We start from the raw sequence: 18,885 nt of genomic DNA, 5'->3' as shown, positions 1-18,885 counted from the left end.
TGGGGCTCAGCTCTGGGCGAGCTTGTCGAGGAGGGGACGGAACTTTGGCGCTATGTCGGGGCGGTCGAGCGCGAAGGCGACATTGGCGGCGAGATAGCCGATCTTGTCACCGCAGTCATAGGTCGTGCCCGCGAAGCGATAGGCGAAGAAATCCTGCTCGGCGAGGAGCGCGATCATGCTGTCCGTGAGCTGGATCTCGCCGCCCGCGCCGGGCTTCTGCGTGGAGAGCTTCGTGAAGATTTCCGGCTGAAGAATGTAGCGCCCCGAAATGATGAGATTGGACGGCGCTTCCTCGATCTTCGGCTTTTCGACCATGCCGGTGATCTCATGCGTCGCAGGGTCGAAATTCTGGCCGAGCGCGACGATGCCGTAGCGGTTCACATGCTCATGCGGTACTTCCTCGACCGCGACGATGTTGCCGCCATGCTTTTCATAGACTTCCATCATCTGCGCGAAGCAGCCGGGCTTGCCGTGAATGAGCATGTCGGGAAGGGCGAGGGCGAAGGGTTCGTCGCCCACGATGTCGCGCGCGCACCAGACCGCATGGCCGAGGCCCAGCGGCTCCTGCTGGCGCACGAAGCTCGCCGTGCCGGCAAGGGGGCGGCTCGCCTTCAGCATTTCGAATTCGGCCGTCTTGCCGCGCGCCTTGAGGGTCGCCTCGAGCTCATAGGCCAGATCGAAATGATCCTCGATCGCGCCCTTGCCGCGTCCTGTCACGAAAACGAAATGTTCGATGCCCGCCTCGATCGCCTCTTCGACGGCGTACTGAATGACGGGCTTGTCGACGACCGTCAGCATCTCCTTGGGGATGACCTTGGTGGCCGGCAAGAAGCGTGTGCCGAGGCCCGCGACCGGAAATACGACCTTGCGAACCTTCTTGTGCACCTTCGGAGCCATGCTCAATCCCCTCGCGTCCCGACGTCAAAGCCCCGAAATGCCGCCGGATCGGCCGCCCCGGGTTTGCCGTTTCTATTGCATGAATGGACGCGGGCCCGCAAGGAAATGGCGCCTGCGGGCCGGGGAAGCGGCAGAATCGTCAGGCAGCAAGGCGTCAGGCCGTGCGGGAAAGCGGCATGCTGGCACGGACGAACGGGACCTCGAACCAGAAAAGGGCGCCCTGGCCGGACTTGCCCCGCGCCCCGATCTGGCCGCCCATGAGGCCGACCAGCTTGGCCGAGATGGCAAGGCCGAGGCCCGTTCCGCCATAGGTCTTGGCGATGTCGCCATTGGCCTGCACGAAGGGCATGAAAAGCTGGGAGGCCACGTCGTCGCTGAAGCCGATGCCGGTGTCCTCGACCTCGAAGCGCACGCGCACATTGTCGCCTTCGGCAGAAACGACGCTCCCTCTGAGCCAGACCTTGCCGCCCTCGGGCGTGAACTTCAGGGCGTTCGACACCATGTTCGAGAGGATCTGTCTGAGCCGGCCCTCATCCGCGAAGACCGTTCCCTCCGGCAGCCCGGATGCCTCGATATGGAAGTCGATCTTTCGCTCCCGCGCCCGGCCGACCCAGAACAGCAATGACTCGAAAAGCGCCGCCAGTTCGACCGGCCTGCGCTCGATCTCGATCCTGTCGGCCTCGATCTTGGAGAAGTCGAGCACGTCGTTGAGGACGGTGAGAAGGCTCAGCGAGGCATCGTTGATGTACTGGCCATATTCGCGGATCTTGGGATCGTCGCTCATGCGCATGACGAGATCGGAGAAGCCCATGATCGCATTCATGGGTGTGCGGATCTCGTGGCTCATCGTGGCGAGGAAGGCCGATTTGGAGCGATTGGCTTCCTCGGCGCGCTCCTTCTCGATCAGGGCGGCCTCATAGGCCTGATCGAGCCTCGCCGTCAGTTCCTGTTCCGCCTGCAACTGGGCGAAGGTCTCGAAATATTTGTGCCGGTTGAAATGCATGATGACCGCCGTCGTCCCGAGCAGCATGATCGAGAGAAGAAGCGAGGTCGTGTTGAGCAGACCGGCGGCCTCGGCGGCGAAGAGGATCAGGCCGAAGGGCAGGGCCAGCGCGAGGATGTTCGGAAGTGTGCGCATGGTGGGCACCCATGAGCAATGCGTCATCAGGCTCGCGCCGAGCACGATGGCGGTCACCACGAACTGATCCGGCTCGCCGAGAACCCAGTTGAAGCCCGCAATGGTGTAGGTCGCGACAGCCGCGACATGGAAGATGCCCGCGTCACGCCAGCACTTCTCCGTATCGACATCGACAATGCGTCGCCGGATGGAGCGCCGCCAGAAAAGCGTGCCCGTGTCGATGGCGATGGCGGCGAAGAGCCAGCCGATGCCGCTCGTCAGGCCGCTGGCGCTGGCTGTGGTGACGGCGAGGGCAAGGGGAAAGCAGCACCTGAACAGATAGAGGCGGTCCTCCATCGAAATCCAGTAAAGGAGAACCTTTCGGCGAATATGCTCTTCCGACGTCATCTGAAATCCCACGCGTCCCGGCCCCCGGCTCCGGACCGTGTCCAGTCTCTCATCCGGGCTTTAAGGAGGCATTGCGGAGATCGCTAAAAATGAAACTAGGCGGTGGGCCGGGCGCGCCGGGGCGTCGGAAATGACGGAAATCCGGGCGGATCGGCAGGGGAAGCTTCCGCCGGGCGGCGAATGAGCGGATTAAAGAGAGGCAAGCCATCTGTGCCGTTTTTCGCCGGGAATGCTATGTTGCTCGGGCTGTGGCCGCGCCAGGGGGGCATGGGCCCGGCTCGATATGGGTAGCGCCGCCCCGGGGCGAAGCGGACCCGGACATGAACAGACTTTGTACAAAGCGGACTGGGGAATGATGTTGTGACGATCTATCCGGTAATCCTGTCGGGCGGCGTGGGGTCGAGACTTTGGCCTGTTTCCCGGTCGCTTTTTCCAAAGCAGCTTCTGCCGCTCGTCTCGGACCGCGCGATGCTGGTCGAGACGGCGCTTCGCGTGACCGGCGACGGTGCATTCGCCGCCCCCATCGTGGTGTCGAACGAGGAGCACCGCTTCATCATCGCCCAGCAGATGCGGGACACGGGCCTCGTTCCGCTCGCCCATCTGCTCGAGCCGGTGGGGCGGAACACCGCTCCGGCAGCGGCCGCCGCCGCCGCCTATGTGCAGGCACGCGATCCCGAGGGGCTCGTGCTTCTGCTGCCGGCCGACCATCACATTCGTGATGTCGCCGCCTTTCATGAGGCGATCGCCAGGGGCGCGGTGCTTGCGCGCGCGGGAAAGCTCGTCACTTTCGGCATCGTCCCCACGGGACCTGAAACCGGCTATGGCTATATCCGCCGCGGGCAGCCGCTCGATGACGGCGCCTTCGCCGTCGATCGCTTCGTGGAGAAGCCGGATCTCGCCACCGCCGAAGCCTATCTCGCCTCGGGCGGCTATGACTGGAACGCGGGCATCTTTCTTTTCCGCGCCGACCGCATCCTCGAGGAAATGCGCGCGCATTGCCCGGCGATTGCCGCGCAAGCCGCCATGGCGGTCAGAAAGGGCGTTCGCGATCTCGATTTCCTGCGACTGGAGGCGGCCTCCTTCGGCGCCTGTCCGTCGCTTTCCATCGACTATGCGGTGATGGAGCACACGAAGGACGCGGCGGTGGTGCCGGTCGACATGGGCTGGAGCGACATCGGAAGCTGGTCGGCGCTCTGGGAGATCGGCGAGAAGGACGCGAAAGGCAATGTGGTCACGGGCGACGTCATTGCGCATGAGACGCAGGATTGCTTCGTGCGCGCCGAGACCGGGCTCGTCGCGACGCTCGGCGTTGAAAATCTCGTCATCGTCGAGACGGGCGACGTTCTCCTCGTCGCCGCGCGCGACCGCGTGCAGGATGTGAAGAAAGTCGTCGAGCAGCTCGCGGCCGCAGGGCGGACGGAGCATGAGGCGCATAATCGCGTCCACCGGCCATGGGGCTACTACGAAAGCCTCAACAGTGGCGAGCGGCATCAGGTCAAGCATCTGATGGTTTATCCGGGCGCCTCGCTTTCGCTGCAGCTTCATCACCGAAGGGCGGAACACTGGGTCGTGGTGAGCGGCACGGCGCGGGTGACGGTCGGCGACGAGACGCGGATGCTGTCGGAGAACCAGTCGACCTACATTCCGGTCGGTACCAGGCACCGGCTCGAAAATCCGGGCCCCGAGCCACTCAGCATCATCGAGGTGCAGTCGGGCGACTATCTCGGCGAGGACGATATCGTCCGCTTCGACGATGTCTATGGGCGCGATACAAATGCCTCGGCTGCCGAATGAGCGGCCGGAGGACCGGGAAAGAATGAGCGACAAGCAACATCTGGCCATGAAGGTCGAGACGCTGAAGGGAGCGAGGGTTCTCTGCATCGGCGATGTCATGCTCGACCGCTATGTCTATGGCGATGTCGAGCGCATCTCGCCCGAAGGGCCGATCCCGGTGCTGCGGGTGCGCGAGGAAAAGTCGATGCTCGGCGGCGCGGGCAATGTCGCGCGCAATCTCGCGGCGCTCGGCGCGCGCGTGAGTTTCGCATCGGTCGTGGGCCGCGACGAGGCGGGCGAGGAGATCGGCCGCATGCTCGCCGCCGTGCCCGACCTCGAGGCGAGCCTCGTCGTCGATCCGGCGCGGCGCTCCACCGTCAAGGCGCGCTATGTGTCGATGGGCCAGCAGATTCTCCGCGCCGATTGCGAGACGGGTACGCCGCTCGCCCCGGCGCTGGAGCAGGAGCTTGTCGGGCGGATCGGCGCGCTTGTCGCCGGCGCGGCGGTGATGGTGCTCTCCGACTATGGCAAGGGCGTGCTCACGCCTTCGGTCCTCGCGGCGGCGATCGCGGCGGCGCGCAAGGCGGGCATTCCCGTCATCGTCGATCCGAAGGGGCGCGACTTCGGCCTCTATCGCGGCGCGAGCGTGGTCACGCCCAATCGCAAGGAGCTTGCCGAGGCGGCGGGCCGCGCGCTTGAGGGCAGCGAGGCGATCGTGGAGGCGGCGCGCAAGATCGTCGCCAGCGCGGGCATCGGCGCCATGATCGTGACCCGCAGCCAGGAGGGGATGAGCGTCATCCGCGACTCAGGCGATGTGGCGCATCTGCCCGCCGAGGCGCGCGAGGTTTTCGACGTTTCGGGCGCGGGCGACACGGTCGTCTCGACGCTCGCCGCGGCGCTCGCGGCCAGGCTTCCGCTTGTCGAGGCGGCGGCGCTCGCCAATGCGGCGGCGGGCATCGTCGTCGGCAAGGTCGGCACGGCGGTCGTCTATGCGGATGAGCTTGCTGCCAAACTTCGCGAGCATGAGCTTTCCTCCATCGAGCACAAGATCGTGACGCTGCACGCGGCGCAGGACATCGTGGCCGGCTGGCGCCGCAAGGGGCTCCGCGTCGGCTTCACCAATGGCTGCTTCGATCTTCTGCATCCGGGGCATGTCTCGCTGCTCGCGCAGTCGCGCGCGCTTTGCGACCGGCTCATCGTCGGGCTCAACAGCGATGCCTCTGTGACGCGGCTCAAGGGGCCGACGCGACCAATCCAGCGCGACATTGCCCGCGCGACCGTGCTCGCATCGCTTGCAAGCGTCGATCTCGTGGTCATCTTCGAGGAGGATACGCCGGAAAATCTCATCGAGGGCTTGCGGCCGGATGTGCTCATCAAGGGCGGCGACTACACGGTCGAAACGATCGTCGGCGCCGCCTTCGTGCAGAGCTATGGCGGGCGCGTGGAGGTAATCGATCTCGTGCCGGGCTTCAGCACGACGAAGACGGTCGAGAGGATGGGCGGCTGACGCGGCGATGGTGCTCCACCTCCACCGGCACAGAAAGGCGGACGGGCGCGAACTCCTGCTCTATGGCCGCGCGGCGCATGAAGGGGCCGCGGGCGCCGAGCTTCCGCCCGCCGATGGCGTGCCGCCGCATCTGCGCTGGCACCCGCTCCGGCAGGAATGGGTCGGATATGCGGGCGCGCGGCAGGCCCGCACTTTTCTTCCCGAGGAAAGCGATTGTCCGCTCTGCCCCGCGCGCGACGGAGCAACAGGCGAAATTCCGTTCACGGATTTCGAGGTCGCCGTTTTCGAAAACCGCTTCCCCGCTTTCGCGGAGGCGGGCGACGCGCCCGGCATTGCCGGTGTCAGAAGCGCGGCGGCGCGCGGCCGCTGCGAGGTCGTCGTTTTCTCGGCGGATCATCGCGGCTCGCTCGCAACGCTCCCCGACGAGCGCATCGACCTTCTGATCGAGGTCTGGGGCGCGCGCATCATGGCGCTTCGCGAGATGGGCTTTGCCGCCGTCATGCCGTTCGAGAATCGCGGCGAGGAGATCGGCGTGACGCTTCATCATCCGCACGGCCAGATCTATGCCTTTGGTTTCGTGCCCGGGCAGATCGCCCGTGCGGCCGAAGCGCAGGCGGCGGCGCCGGTCATCGCGCGAATGATCGAGGAAGCAGACCCCGCGCTCTTTCTCCATCGGGGCGCGCGCGCCGTTTCGCTCGTGCCGCCCTTTGCGATGTATCCATTCGAAGTGTGGCTCGCCCCGCGTCGGCGCGTGCCGGGGCCGCAGCATCTCGACGTGGAGGAACGCGGAGAGCTTGCGGCCGCGCTCGGCGATGCGCTGCGACGGCTGGACCGGCTCTTCGGCATGCCCATGCCCTATATTCTCACCGTGCAGGCGGCGCCAGCGGGCCATGACGCGAGCTTCCACATGACGATCGAGATCAAGCCATTTCGCCGCGACCGGGCGAAGCTCAAATATCTCGCGGGCGTCGAGCAGGGCTCGGGGGTCTTTCTCGTCGATGTGCCGCCGGAGGAAGCCGCCGCCCGGCTCCGCGCGGTGGATGGTGCGCGATGAAGGCGGCGTTCGAGAAAGCGTATGGACGCGCGCCCGAGGCGGAAGCCTCCGCGCCCGGCCGCGTCAATCTCATCGGCGATCACACGGATTATGCGGAAGGCTTCTGCCTTCCCATGCCGCTCTCCCGGCGCACCCATGTCGCGATGGCGCGGGCGGCGCGGTTTCGCGCGACGAGCCTCGACAACGGCGAAACGCGCGACTTCGATCCAGGGACGCCGCCGCGCCGCGACTGGACCGATTATGTGGCGGGCCCGCTCAGCGAACTTTCGAAGCGCGGCATCGAGGTGCCGCCGGTCGAGGTGCTCATCCGCTCCGACGTGCCGCAAGGGGCGGGCGTTTCTTCCTCCGCCGCGCTTGAAATTGCCGTCATCCGCGCGAGCCTCGCGCTTACCGGCGCCGCGCTCGACGATATCGAGATCGCAAGGGCGGGGCAGGCGGCGGAGAACCTCTATTGCGGGCTTCAATGCGGCATTCTCGATCAGATGGCGTCCTCCGTCGGGCGCGAGGGCCATGCGCTGCTTCTCGATTGCCGGACGAACGAGGCGCGGCTTGCCGCCGTGCCGGAGAGTTTCCGCTTCGCCGTCATTCATTGCGGCGTGGAGCGGCGGCTCGTCGATGGCGCCTATAATGCGAGGCGCGCGGCGGTGGAGGAGGCGGCGAGGCAGCTCGGCCTTCGCGCGCTCCGCGATGCATCGCCCGAGATGCTCTCATCCTTGCCTGAAGGCGAGCTTCGCGCCCGGGCGCGCCACGTCGTCAGCGAGAATGCGCGCGTTCTCGCCGCCTTCGATGCGCTGGAAGCCGCGGATGCCGATGCGTTCGGCGCGCTGATGACGGAGAGCCATTACTCGCTTGCCGAGGATTACGAAGTCTCGACGGAGGCGCTGGACGGGCTCGTGGAGACGGCGCTTGTCGAAGGAGCGCGTGGCGCGCGGCTCACAGGCGCCGGGTTCGGCGGATGCGTCGTCGCGCTCGTCGCGCCGGATGAGGCAGAGGACTGGTGGCGGCGCGTCGGCGCGCGTCACCCGAAGGCGTGGGCCGTCTCGCTCTGAAAGCCCTTCAGTGGAATTCCGGCAGCCAGTCGCCATGTGCCTCGATGAGATCGTCGACGAGCGACCATATCTGATCGAGCGAAAGCTCCGCCGCCGTGTGCGGATCGAGCATGGCCGCGTGATAGATATGCTCGCGCTTGCCTGTCGCGATCGCCTCGACGGTCAGCGCCTGCACGTTGATGTTCGTCTGCATGAGCGCGGCGAGGTGAGGCGGCAACGCGCCCTGCCGCGTCGGCGTGATGCCGTTCGCATCGACGAGGCAAGGCACCTCGACGCAGGCGCCCTCCGGCAGATTGTCGATGAGGCCGCGATTGGCGACATTGCCGTTGATGACGGTCGGCTTGCCGGTGACGACCGCGCGCATGATCTTTGCGCCATACTCGCCGGAGAAGCGGACCTCGATCCTGTTCGCGCCGACAAGCTCGCGCTCCTGCGCTTCCCAGGCCGCAATCTGCTCCTCGCAGCGGCGGATATATTCATCGAGCGGGATGTTGAATTCCGAAATGAGGTCGGCCCTGTCGCGCTTGATGAACCAGGGCACATATTCGGCGAAATGCTCGCTCGACTCGGTGACGAAATAGCCCGTGCGCCGCAGCACCTCGTAGCGGACCTTGTTCCATCGGGGCTCGCGGCCCTCGGCCGCGATCTGCCGCAGGCGCGGATAGAGGTCTTCGCGCGTTCCGTCCGCATGGAGCTTCTCGAAGCGCGAATAGAAAGCCATGTGGTTGATGCCCGCGCATTGATAGCGGATGTCCTTGTAGTTCTCGCCGAGATCGTTTGCGAGTTCGAAGGCCGTTCCCTGCACCGAGTGGCAAAGCCCGACATGGGCGATGTCGGGCGCGAGCTTCGCCAGCGCCCAGCAATTGATCGCCATCGGGTTTACATATTGGAGCATGAGCGCCCGTGGGCAGAGTTCGCGCATGTCGTCGGCGATGTCGAGGAGCACGGGCACGGTGCGAAGGCCGCGCATGATACCGCCAATGCCGAGCGTATCGGCGATGGTCTGGCGGAGCCCGTATTTTTTCGGGATCTCGAAGTCGATGACGGTGCCGGGCTTGTAGCCTGCGACCTGGATCATGACGATGACGAAGTCCGCGCCCTTGAGCGCCGCGCGCCGGTCGGTCGTGGCGGTGATCCGTGGAGAGACGGAGAGCGATTCCGCGATCTTGCCCGCGACGATCTGCGAGGTCCGGAGTCGCGCTTCGTCTATGTCGTGAAGCGCGATCTCTATATCGGCGAAAACGTCGTTCAGCAGAATGTCGCCGACGAGATTTTTCATGAAGACGGTGCTGCCGGCACCGATCATGCAGACTTTGGTCACGCGCTTTCCTCCACGGAATATCCGCCGCCGAGGATCGGCGAGCGCGGCTTCCCCGTCAATCGCCCATGATGCGGGCGGCGGGGCCCCAATGTTCGGGCGTGTCGGCGGTGCGCAGTGTCGGCTCCCAGGCGATGAGGTCGTATTCGGCAACGCCCGCGGTGATAAAGGGGTCGGCTTCCGCGTAGCTGCGCGCTTCCTCGATGCTGGACGCCTTGATGAGGATGACGCCGCCCACGCGCGGATCGCGCCGGCCGGCCATCAGCACGAGGCCCTCGTCGAAGCCCTGCCGGAGCCACTCGCGATGCGCCTCGAGATGGGCATCGACCTCGGCCACGGGTCGCACATATTTCAGAATGTCGAGATAGAGCATTTGCGCCTCCCTTCCGCGCCATCTTCCTAGAACAATTCGGCCGGCGGCGCGAGCGGGCTTGCGGCGGACAGAAATTCCGGCAAGCTCGTGGAGAGGAATCGGGAGGGAACGGAACATGGCGAAGGCGGGCGGCGCGGCTATCGGTGTCTGCTATTATCCGGAGCACTGGCCGGAGACGATGTGGGCGGACGATGCGCGGCGCATGCGCGAGGCGGGCATTTCGCGCGTCCGTATCGGCGAATTTGCCTGGTCGCGGCTCGAGCCCGATCCGGGCCGCCTCGAATTCGACTGGCTCGCCCGCGCGATCGACGTGCTCCATGCTCATGGGCTCGGCGTCATTCTCGGCACGCCGACAGCGACGCCGCCGAAATGGCTCGTCGACAAGATGCCCGACATGCTGGCCGTCGATCATCGCGGCCGCGTGCGCGCCTTCGGCTCGCGGCGGCATTACTGCTTTTCCCATGCGGGCTACCGGCATGAATGTGCGCGCATCGTGCGCGCGCTTGCCGAGCGCTTCGGCGACCATCCCGCCATCGTGGCCTGGCAGACCGACAATGAATATGGCTGCCACAATACGGTGCGCTCCTATTCCTCCGCCGCGCGGCTCGGCTTCCGCCGCTGGCTCAAGGCGCGCTACGGCTCCATCGCGGCGCTCAACGCGGCCTGGGGCAATGTCTTCTGGAGCATGGAATATCGCGACTTCGAGGAGATAGACCTGCCATCGGGCGCGGTGACGGAAACGAACCCCTCGCACCGGGCCGATTTCGAGCGCTACTCGTCGGACCAGGTGCGCGAGTTCAACCGCGTGCAGGCCGACATCATCCGCGCGCTCTCGCCGGGCCGCGACATCGTCCATAATTTCATGACCTTCCATGTCGATTTCGACCATTACGAGGTGATGAAGGACCTCGACGTGGCGACATGGGATTCCTATCCCCTCGGCAGCCTCGATGTCTTTCCGGCCGATCCGGCGCACAAGGCGGCCTATGCCCGCACGGGCGATCCCGATCTTCAGGCCTTCCATCACGATCTCTATCGCGGCGCGGGGCGGGGGCGCTTCGCGATCATGGAGCAGCAGCCGGGGCCCGTGAACTGGGCGGCCTACAACACCGATGCGATGCCGGGCCTCGTGCGCCTCTGGGGCCTCGAAGGCTTCGCGCATGGGGCGGAGATGGTGTCCTATTTCCGCTGGCGGCAGGCGCCCTTCGCGCAGGAGCAGTTCCATGCCGGGCTCAACCTGCCCAACAACGAGCCCGACCGGGCCTATTTCGAGGTGAAGGAGCTTGCCCGCGATCTCGCCCGGCTTGGCGATCTAGGCCGGGCGGTGCCCGCGCGCGTGGCGCTCATCTATTCCTACGAGGCGCAATGGTTCCTGCGCACGCAGCCGCAGGGCCAGAACTTCTCCTATATCGAGCAGGTCTTCGTCATCTACCGCATATTGCGAAGCTTCGGCCTCGATATCGACATTGTGGGGCCCGACGCCAATCTCTCGGCCTATGCGCTGGCGGTGCTGCCCTCGACGCCCTATGTGCCGCCGCGCCTTGCCGCCTCGCTCGAAAGTTTCGACGGGCGCCTTCTCGTTCTGCCGCGCTCGGGAAGCCGCACGGCCTCGCATCAGATCCCGGCCAATCTCGCGCCGGGGCCGCTCGCGGCCCTTCTCGGCATCAAGGTCACGCGGGCCGAAAGCTTCAGGTCCTATGCGGCGGTGCCGGTCAATTACGGCAACGAGGCGCGCAAATTCGACCGCTGGCGCGAATTCGTCGTGGCCGAGGATGCGGAGGTCGTCGCGAGGACGGGCGACGGCCATCCCGCCCTCACGAGGCGGGGCGGCGCCTATTATCTCGCAGGCTCGCCCGATGCCGGTCTCCTCGAAGGCCTCCTTGAAAGGCTGGCGCGCGAGGCGGGGCTCGCCATCGAGCGCCTGCCGCCAGGCGTCAGGACGCGGCGGCGCGGGCCCTATCGCTTCATCTTCAACTACGGGCCGGGCGAGCAGGATATTTCATCGCTGGCGGCGGGGGACTTCGTGCTGGGCGAGCGGCTGCTCGGTGTCGGCGGCGTCGCCGTTCAGAAGGAGGGGCATTGAACGGCGTTCGTCCGATAGCGGCATTCTCACGGTATCGCCGCCCGGAGGGGCGCGGGCGCCGGGTGCGACCGGAATTGCGCTTACACTTTTCCGTGCTACGCCTTAGCCTTGTGCTTCATATTCCCGCTGGAGTCGCTGCATGTCGATCGTCTGTCCGCGCGGCCTTTTTCGGCTGATGTCGGGTGTCGTCTTTCTCGTTGCCGGGCTGGGGCTCGGGGGATGCGCGGATGCGCGCATGCGCCACGTTCCCGAAACGCGCCTGCCCATGGCTCCTCCCGTCAGTGAAAACGACCAGCGCTTCGCCGACTGGCTGACCGCCTTCCGCCTCGACGCCATGAAGGCCGGGATCAATGCGGCGACCTTCAATCGCGCCATGAGCGGGGTGAGGCCTGACGAGACGGTGGTCGAGGCCGATCAGAGCCAGCCCGAATTCGTGAAGCCGGTCTGGGAGTATCTGGGCGGCGCGCTTTCGGACAAGCGGGTGGAGCGCGGCAAGGCGCTCCTTGCCGAGAACAGGGCGCTGCTCGACCGGATCGAGAAGTCTTATGGAGTCGACCGGCAGGTCGTGGTGGCGATCTGGGGACTTGAGTCCAATTACGGAGACTTCATGGGCACGAAGAGCGTCGTCCGCTCGCTGGCGACGCTCGGCTTCGAGGGGCGCAGGCCCGATTTCGGCCGCTCGCAGCTCATCGCCGCGCTCAAGATCATTCAGAACGGCGACATACAGCCGGAGGAAATGCTCGGCTCCTGGGCTGGCGCCATGGGGCAGACGCAGTTCATCCCGACGACCTATCTCGCCCATGCCGTCGATTTCGATGGCGACGGGCGGCGCGACATATGGCACTCGACGGCGGACACGCTCGCCTCGACCGCGCAATATCTGAACGTCTCGGGCTGGCAGACGGGCAGCCATTGGGGCTTTGAAGTCGCCATGCCCGAGGGCTTCGACTATGCGCTTGCGGATATGGCGCTGACGAAGACGGTCGCGGAATGGCAAAAGCTCGGCCTGAAGCGGGCCGACGGACGGGCCTTCCCCGCCACCGACGTGAACGAGAAGGCCTCGCTCCTGCTGCCCGCAGGCTATAAGGGGCCAGCCTTCCTCGTGCTGCAGAATTTCCGCACGGTGCTCGCCTACAACGCCTCGACGTCCTATGCGCTGGCTGTCTGCCTGCTCGGCGACCGGTTCCGCGGCGAGGGCGAGATCAGGGGAAGCTGGCCGCTCGACGAGCGCCCGCTGACGAGAAGCGAGCGCGAGGAGCTGCAATCGCTTCTGGCCGCCAAAGGCTATGATCACGGCAAGGTCGACGGGATCATCGGCTACAACACTCGCAAGGCCATCCGCGATTATCAAAGAACGATCGGCTGGCCGCCGGACGGCTATCCGACCGCCTCGCTTCTGGAGAAGATGCGGACGAACTGAGGGGACAGCCGGCCGCTTCGCTGATGTGAACGCCCATGAACCTGCGCCAGATCCGATATTTCATCGCCGCCGCGGAAACGGAATCCGTTTCGCGCGCGGCGCAGGAACTCAGCATCTCGCAATCGGCCATCACCTCCGCGATCCAGGCGCTCGAATATGAAATGGGGGCGGAGCTCTTCGTGCGCCATGCGAAGGGCGTCCGCCTCACGCATGAGGGGCACCAGCTTCTCCTCCATGCCCGGCGCATCACGGCGGCGGTGGCGGATGCGCGCCGCGCGGTCAGCGCGCGGCCGGAGGCGATGTCCGGCGATCTCAATGTCGGCGTGACGCCGATGGTGTCGGGCTATTATCTCGCCGATCTCCTTGCGCGTTTCCGCCGGGTCTTCCCGCAGGTCGATGTGCGCGTGGTGGAGGATGAGCGCACCTATCTCGAACATCTCCTCGTGAATGGCGAGCTCGATGTGGGGTTGCTGCTCGTTTCCAATCTCCAGGACAGGCAGGCGCTCGAATCGGAAATTCTCATCCGTTCGCCCTGGCGCATCTGGCTTCCGGCAGGCCACGGGCTCCTTTCGCACAACGTCCTTACGCTGAGCGATCTTGCGACCGAGCCGCTCATCATGCTTGCCGTCGACGAACTCATCGAGACGACGACCTCCTATTGGCAGGAGGAGGGGCTCACGCCCAACATCGTGCTGCGCACCTCCTCGGTCGAGGCGGTCAGGAGCCTTGTCGGCATGGGGGTCGGGCTCGCGACGCTGCCGGACATGGCCTATCGCCCCTGGTCGCTCGAAGGCGACAGGCTGGAGGCGCGGGAACTCGCCAATCCCATCCCGACCGTGGATGTGGGGCTCGTCTGGCGTCGGGGCGCGCCGCTCAGGCCGACGGCGAGCCAGTTTCTCGACATGTGCCGGGAATATACGCCCCCGGCCGCGAGGCGCCGCTCGCCGGGAATCTGACGCGAGAAGCATCCGTTTTGGCGGGATGGAACCGGGTGCTCCGGTTTCCTGATTTGTCGCGTTTCCAAACCACAAAAGCGGTTCCCGCTTTTGCTGGAAACGCTCCAGCTATCTGATTTTCCGAACGGACAGCGCGGATTTTCCGATTTTCAATCGGAAAAAACCTGCCCTAGCATTTCCGCACAGACTGCCGCCCCATGCCGTCGCGGGCCGCCCGGCACCCTGTGCCGGTCGAGGCCCGCCGGTCGAACGGGGCGCGGCCATAAGGTTTCGCGGCTGGCCCAGGGGAGAGGCGTGATGCAAACTAGGCTCTTTATCGACGGCAAGTTCGTGCAGGGCGCAGGGCCGGAGGAGGACATCCTCAACCCGGCGACGGGCGCCCTGATCGCCAAGATACCCTCGGCATCGAAAGATCAGATCAACCAGGCCGTCGCTGCGGCGAGCCGCGCTTTCTCGAGCTGGGGGCGGACGACGCCCGCCGAGCGCTCGGGGCTCCTGCTGAAGCTCGCCGACCGGATCGAGGCGGATGCGGAGGCTTTCGCGAAGCTCGAGAGCCTCAATTGCGGCAAGCCCTATCCGCGCGTGCTCGAGGATGAAATCCCCGCCATCGTCGATTGCTTCCGCTTCTTCGCGGGCGCCGCGCGCTGCATGAACGGGAGCGCGGCGGGCGAATACCTGCCCGGCCTCACCAGCATGATCCGCCGCGATCCCATCGGCGTCGTCGCCTCGATCGCGCCCTGGAACTATCCGCTGATGATGGCGGCGTGGAAGATCGCGCCCGCGCTCGCGGCGGGCAATGTCGTCGTGCTGAAGCCGTCCGAACAGACGCCGCTGACGACGCTGAAACTGGCTGAGGTCATGGCCGAGCTTTTTCCCGCCGGCGTCTGGAACCTCGTGCTTGGCCGGGGCGAAACGGTCGGCGCGCCGCTCGTCTCGCACCCGGGCGTCCACATGACTTCGCTCACGGGCGACATTGCGACCGGCCGCAAGGTGCTCGAAGCCGCGACCGGCACGCTCAAGCGCACGCATCTCGAGCTTGGCGGCAAGGCGCCCGTCATCGTTTTCGACGACGCCGATATCGACGCCGTGGTCGAGGGTGTCCGGACCTTCGGCTATTACAATGCGGGACAGGACTGCACGGCGGCCTGCCGCATCTATGCGGGCGCGAAGGTCTACGACAAGGTGGCGGCCGATCTCGCCAGCGCCGTCTCGGGCATCAGGTTCGGTGGGCCGGAGGAAGAGGGCGTCGAGCTTGGCCCCCTCATCAGCGAAAGGCAGCGCAGCCGCGTCTCGAGCTTCGTCGAGCGGGCGCGGGCGCAGAAGCATGTCGAGGTGCTGACGGGCGGCAAGCCGGGCGCGGGCAATGGCTTCTTCTATGAGCCGACCGTCATCGCGGGCGCGCGGCAGGAAGACGAGATCGTGCAGCGCGAGGTCTTCGGCCCGGTCGTTTCGATCACGCGCTTCGACGATGTGGAACAGGCGATCGGCTGGGCGAACGATTCCCAGTACGGCCTCGCCTCATCGGTGTGGACCCGCGATATCTCCAGGGCGATGCAGACCGCGGCGCGGCTTCAATATGGCTGCACATGGGTCAACACGCATTTCATGCTGGCGAACGAGATGCCGCATGGCGGCATGAAATCATCAGGCTACGGAAAAGACCTGTCTGCCTATGCGCTCGAGGATTATTCGGTCGTGCGGCATGTGATGGTGAAACACTGAGCCAGCTCTGAGTCTGGGGGAGAGGTGACGTTGAGCAGCTTCGCGCGGAACGAAGATCAGGCGGAGAGTGGCCCGATGCCCGATGGCGATGTCGAGCCCGTGATCGTTCGTCTCGAAGGCGTGCGCAAGGCGTATAAGGAGACAGTGGCGGTCGAGCAGGTCGATCTCGAAGTCCGCCGTGGCGAGTTCTATACGCTGCTCGGCCCCTCCGGTTCCGGCAAGACGACGACGCTGAGGCTCATCGCAGGTTTCGAGAAGCCGGATCGCGGCGTGATCGAGCTGAGCGGCGCCGATGTGACGGGCATGCCGCCCTACGAGCGCGATATCAACACGGTCTTTCAGGACTACGCGCTCTTTCCGCATATGACGGTCGCGGAGAATATCGCCTATGGTCTGCACGCCAAGGGCGTACCCAAAAGTGAATGCACGGTGCGCGTGGAAGAGGCGCTGCGCATGGTCCGGCTCGAAAACTTCGGCGCGCGCCAGCCGGCGCAACTGTCAGGCGGCCAGCGCCAGCGTGTCGGGCTTGCGCGCGCCATCGTGAACCGGCCGAAGGTTCTGCTGCTCGACGAGCCACTCGGCGCACTCGATCTGAAGCTGCGCCAGGAAATGCAATCCGAACTCAAGCGTATTCAGGAGGAGGTGAAGATCACTTTCCTCTATGTGACCCACGATCAGGAAGAGGCCCTGACGATGAGCGACCGCATCGCCATCTTCAATCAGGGCCGCATCGTGCAGATCGGTTCGCCGACGGAAGTCTATGAGGAACCGGCGGACGAGTTCGTCGCAGGCTTCGTCGGCACGTCGAACATTCTGAAGCGCGATGGCAGGCGCTTCGTGCTGCGGCCGGAAAAAGTGCGTGTCGCACCGCTCGGCCAGTTCTTCGACGAGGCGGGACTTCACACCGAGGAAGGCGTCGTCATCGAGGCCGTCTATGTCGGCACGTTCACCCGCTATGCGGTGGGGCTCGCCGACGGCACGAGGATCGTCGCCATCCGCCAGAATTTCGATCGTACGACGGCCCGCTTCCGGGAGGAGCAGGGCAGCAGAGTGCAAGTTGCGTGGCGTCCGGACAACCTGTTCGAGCTTCAGTGAAACCATCCAGGAAAGGAGGGTTCTGAGATGACCAGCATGAAAAGTACCGTCGCTTTGGGATTGACCCTGGGCACGGCAATCGCATTCTCCGTCTCGGCGTTTGCCGAGCCGGTGGCGCCGAACTATCCGAAGACGATCGGCGAGGGCGAGGGCGCGCTCAATATCGTGGCATGGGAGGGATATGCGGAGGATTCCTGGGTAAAGCCGTTCGAGAAAGAGACGGGTTGCATCGTCAACCGCAAATATGCGGGCTCCTCCGATGAGATGGTGGCGCTGATGCGCCAGGGCGGCGGCTCGGAATACGATCTCGTCTCGGCGTCGGGCGATGCGAGCCTGCGCCTCATCCTCGGCGGCAATGTGCAGCCGATCGACGTCAAGCTCATTCCGGATTTCGAGAACTTCGTGCCGGACCTGCAGGCGCCGCCGCACAACACGCTCAAGGGCGTTCACTACGGCCTCTCCTATGAATGGGGCCCGAACGTGCTCCTCTATAATACGGACAAGTTCGAGACCGCGCCGACGAGCTGGGCGGCGATCTATGACGAGGCCTACAAGGGCAAGATCACGGTGCCGGACAATCCGATCCAGATTGCCGATGCGGCGCTATATCTCGCCAAGAAGGACCCGAGCCTCGGCATCACCGACCCTTATGAACTCACCGAAAAGCAGCTCGATGTCGCCGTCGCTCTCCTGAAGAAGCAGCGTCCGCTCATCAAGAAATACTGGGCGCTCGCTTCCGACGAGATCGAACTCTTCAAGAATGGCGACGCCATCATCGGCGCCGCATGGCCCTATCAGACCATCACGTTGAAGGCGGCAGGCGCCAAGGTCGCCGATACTGTACCGAGCGAAGGGGCGACGGGCTGGGCCGATAGCTGGATGCTTTCGGCGAAGTCGAAGCACGTCAACTGCGCCTATAAGTGGATGGCCTATGTCTCCACGCCTTCGGTACAGGCGCAGCAGGCGATCTATTTCGGCGAGACGCCGGCCAACATGAAAGCCTGCGCCGAGATGGACAAACTCGATAAGGGCTCCTGCGAGCGCTACCATCTGAACGAAGCCGCGATCTATCTCAAGCAGATCAGGTTCTGGAAGACGCCTCAGGAAATGTGCAGCAGCGGCAAGAACGAGTGCACGAGCTACACGACCTGGCAGCAGAAGTGGCAGGAGATCAAGGGTTGATCGACCGTCCCCAGACGGCTTACGGCATGACGGCGGATCGGCTGCAGGAAGCGGTCCGCCGGATGTCGGCATTTCTGTGGCGCAAACCGGCGGTGGGCGCGGGGCTTCTGCTCGCGCCGCCGCTCGGCTGGTTCATTCTCATCTATCTCGCCGCGCTGGCCGCGCTTTTCATTTCGGCCTTCTGGAGCATCGATTCCTTCACCGGCGAGCTGGACCGGACCTTCACCATCGCGAATTTCCAGACGATCTTCGAGAGCGACGTCTATCGCAGGATCGCGATCCGGACGATCCTCATGGCAGCGGCGGTGACGATCACCGATGTGATCCTCGCCTTCCCGTTTGCCTATTACATGGTACGGCTCGCAACGCCGGGGCAGCGCGTGGCGCTTTTCACGCTGGTGCTCGTGCCGCTCTGGTCGAGCTATCTTGCGCGCGTCTATGCCTGGCGGCTCATCTTCGCCAATGACGGCGCGCTCAACTGGCTCTTGCACAGCTTCGGCTTCGCGAGCGTGCAGATCGGCTATACCAACTGGGCGATGTGGGTCGTCTTCTCCTATATCTGGCTGCCCTTCATGATCATGCCGATCTATGCGGCCATCGAGCGGATTCCCTATTCCCTTTTCGAGGCCTCGCAGGATCTCGGCGCAAAGGCATGGCGGACCTTCTTCAAGGTCATTCTGCCGCTCGCCATGCCGGGCGTTGTCGCGGGGTCGATCTTCACCTTCTCTCTGACGCTTGGCGACTACATCACGCCGGTGCTCGTCGGCGGGCCAGGCTCGGACTTCATCGGCAATGTCGTCTACGCAAATGTCGGCATCGCCAACAACATTCCCTTCGCGGCGGCCTATGCCTCCATTCCGCTCGTCGTCATGGCGCTCTATCTCGTCGGCGCGCGGCGGACCGGCGCGTTCGAGGTGATGTGAAGGAGGGA

15 protein-coding genes are annotated in these 18,885 nt (G+C 65.0%); 11 read left to right on the top strand and 4 right to left on the bottom strand.

What is annotated here, in order from left to right; genetic code table 11:
- Positions 1 to 6: 6 nt before the first annotated feature.
- Positions 7 to 897 (bottom strand): UTP--glucose-1-phosphate uridylyltransferase GalU, encoded by an 891-nt coding sequence (galU, locus tag WBG82_RS02375; RefSeq protein WP_424420892.1) that lies wholly within the window; start codon positions 895 to 897, stop codon positions 7 to 9.
- Positions 898 to 1,051: 154 nt separating this feature from the next.
- The gene (locus WBG82_RS02370; RefSeq protein ID WP_424420890.1) at positions 1,052 to 2,422 is read right to left on the bottom strand and encodes a sensor histidine kinase; all 1,371 of its coding nucleotides are present in this window, start codon (positions 2,420 to 2,422) and stop codon (positions 1,052 to 1,054) included.
- A 360-nt stretch (positions 2,423 to 2,782) separates the two neighbouring features.
- On the opposite strand from WBG82_RS02370, the gene WBG82_RS02365 reads away from it, so the two are divergent.
- Genes WBG82_RS02365 through galK form a run of 4 tightly spaced genes read left to right on the top strand, consistent with a single transcriptional unit; the run spans position 2,783 to position 7,805 of the window.
- Positions 2,783 to 4,216, top strand: a complete 1,434-nt coding sequence (locus WBG82_RS02365; protein WP_424420888.1) for a mannose-1-phosphate guanylyltransferase/mannose-6-phosphate isomerase — start codon at positions 2,783 to 2,785, stop codon at positions 4,214 to 4,216.
- A 22-nt stretch (positions 4,217 to 4,238) separates the two neighbouring features.
- A complete protein-coding gene (gene rfaE1, locus WBG82_RS02360; protein ID WP_424420886.1) occupies positions 4,239 to 5,702 on the top strand; it encodes a D-glycero-beta-D-manno-heptose-7-phosphate kinase in 1,464 nt (487 codons plus the stop codon).
- Positions 5,703 to 5,709: 7 nt separating this feature from the next.
- Positions 5,710 to 6,756, top strand: a complete 1,047-nt coding sequence (galT, locus tag WBG82_RS02355; protein WP_424420884.1) for a galactose-1-phosphate uridylyltransferase — start codon at positions 5,710 to 5,712, stop codon at positions 6,754 to 6,756.
- Complete coding sequence (galK, locus tag WBG82_RS02350) at positions 6,753 to 7,805, top strand: galactokinase (protein ID WP_424420881.1); 1,053 nt, start codon at positions 6,753 to 6,755, stop codon at positions 7,803 to 7,805. The genes galT and galK overlap by 4 nt, the downstream gene beginning before the upstream one ends.
- 7 nt (positions 7,806 to 7,812) lie before the next feature.
- Here galK and WBG82_RS02345 read toward each other — a convergent pair whose 3' ends face one another.
- Together WBG82_RS02345 and WBG82_RS02340 are read right to left on the bottom strand one after the other, a co-directional pair.
- Positions 7,813 to 9,126: an alpha-glucosidase/alpha-galactosidase gene (locus tag WBG82_RS02345; RefSeq protein WP_424420878.1), complete on the bottom strand. Its 1,314-nt coding sequence runs from the start codon at positions 9,124 to 9,126 to the stop codon at positions 7,813 to 7,815.
- A gap of 55 nt (positions 9,127 to 9,181) precedes the next feature.
- Positions 9,182 to 9,496: a YciI family protein gene (locus WBG82_RS02340; RefSeq protein WP_424420875.1), complete on the bottom strand. Its 315-nt coding sequence runs from the start codon at positions 9,494 to 9,496 to the stop codon at positions 9,182 to 9,184.
- Between the two features lie 115 nt (positions 9,497 to 9,611).
- Here WBG82_RS02340 and WBG82_RS02335 point away from each other — a divergent pair, with 115 nt between their 5' ends.
- The 7 genes from WBG82_RS02335 to WBG82_RS02305 all read left to right on the top strand — a co-directional run bounded on the left by WBG82_RS02335 (position 9,612) and on the right by WBG82_RS02305 (position 18,877).
- The gene (locus WBG82_RS02335; RefSeq protein WP_424420872.1) at positions 9,612 to 11,579 is read left to right on the top strand and encodes a beta-galactosidase; all 1,968 of its coding nucleotides are present in this window, start codon (positions 9,612 to 9,614) and stop codon (positions 11,577 to 11,579) included.
- A gap of 139 nt (positions 11,580 to 11,718) precedes the next feature.
- Positions 11,719 to 12,999 (top strand): lytic murein transglycosylase, encoded by a 1,281-nt coding sequence (locus WBG82_RS02330; protein WP_424420869.1) that lies wholly within the window; start codon positions 11,719 to 11,721, stop codon positions 12,997 to 12,999.
- A 35-nt stretch (positions 13,000 to 13,034) separates the two neighbouring features.
- A complete protein-coding gene (locus tag WBG82_RS02325) occupies positions 13,035 to 13,955 on the top strand; it encodes a LysR family transcriptional regulator (protein WP_424420866.1) in 921 nt (306 codons plus the stop codon).
- A 297-nt stretch (positions 13,956 to 14,252) separates the two neighbouring features.
- On the top strand, positions 14,253 to 15,677 hold the full coding sequence (locus tag WBG82_RS02320) for a gamma-aminobutyraldehyde dehydrogenase (RefSeq protein ID WP_424420863.1): 1,425 nt from the start codon (positions 14,253 to 14,255) through the stop codon (positions 15,675 to 15,677).
- Positions 15,678 to 15,752: 75 nt separating this feature from the next.
- Complete coding sequence (locus tag WBG82_RS02315) at positions 15,753 to 16,772, top strand: ABC transporter ATP-binding protein (RefSeq protein WP_424420957.1); 1,020 nt, start codon at positions 15,753 to 15,755, stop codon at positions 16,770 to 16,772.
- Positions 16,773 to 16,799: 27 nt separating this feature from the next.
- The gene (locus tag WBG82_RS02310; RefSeq protein WP_424420861.1) at positions 16,800 to 17,954 is read left to right on the top strand and encodes an ABC transporter substrate-binding protein; all 1,155 of its coding nucleotides are present in this window, start codon (positions 16,800 to 16,802) and stop codon (positions 17,952 to 17,954) included.
- Positions 17,951 to 18,877, top strand: coding sequence for an ABC transporter permease (locus tag WBG82_RS02305; protein ID WP_424420859.1), 927 nt, complete (start codon positions 17,951 to 17,953; stop codon positions 18,875 to 18,877). The genes WBG82_RS02310 and WBG82_RS02305 overlap by 4 nt, the downstream gene beginning before the upstream one ends.
- The last annotated feature ends 8 nt before the right edge of the window (positions 18,878 to 18,885 follow it).

This window comes from Parvibaculum sp. (assembly GCF_049671045.1).
Classification (GTDB): Bacteria; Pseudomonadota; Alphaproteobacteria; order Parvibaculales; family Parvibaculaceae; genus Parvibaculum.
Note: the sequence above shows the minus strand (reverse complement) of the source record. Positions and strands in the feature narration are given on the sequence as shown.

Coding starts and splice junctions, on each gene's coding strand:
- galU (WP_424420892.1), bottom strand. CDS start 897: ATGGCTCCGAAGGTGCACAAGAAGGTTCGCAAGGTCGTATTTCCGGTC.
- WBG82_RS02370 (WP_424420890.1), bottom strand. CDS start 2,422: ATGACGTCGGAAGAGCATATTCGCCGAAAGGTTCTCCTTTACTGGATT.
- rfaE1 (WP_424420886.1), top strand. CDS start 4,239: ATGAGCGACAAGCAACATCTGGCCATGAAGGTCGAGACGCTGAAGGGA.
- galT (WP_424420884.1), top strand. CDS start 5,710: ATGGTGCTCCACCTCCACCGGCACAGAAAGGCGGACGGGCGCGAACTC.
- galK (WP_424420881.1), top strand. CDS start 6,753: ATGAAGGCGGCGTTCGAGAAAGCGTATGGACGCGCGCCCGAGGCGGAA.
- WBG82_RS02340 (WP_424420875.1), bottom strand. CDS start 9,496: ATGCTCTATCTCGACATTCTGAAATATGTGCGACCCGTGGCCGAGGTC.
- WBG82_RS02335 (WP_424420872.1), top strand. CDS start 9,612: ATGGCGAAGGCGGGCGGCGCGGCTATCGGTGTCTGCTATTATCCGGAG.
- WBG82_RS02330 (WP_424420869.1), top strand. CDS start 11,719: ATGTCGATCGTCTGTCCGCGCGGCCTTTTTCGGCTGATGTCGGGTGTC.
- WBG82_RS02325 (WP_424420866.1), top strand. CDS start 13,035: ATGAACCTGCGCCAGATCCGATATTTCATCGCCGCCGCGGAAACGGAA.
- WBG82_RS02320 (WP_424420863.1), top strand. CDS start 14,253: ATGCAAACTAGGCTCTTTATCGACGGCAAGTTCGTGCAGGGCGCAGGG.
- WBG82_RS02315 (WP_424420957.1), top strand. CDS start 15,753: ATGCCCGATGGCGATGTCGAGCCCGTGATCGTTCGTCTCGAAGGCGTG.
- WBG82_RS02310 (WP_424420861.1), top strand. CDS start 16,800: ATGACCAGCATGAAAAGTACCGTCGCTTTGGGATTGACCCTGGGCACG.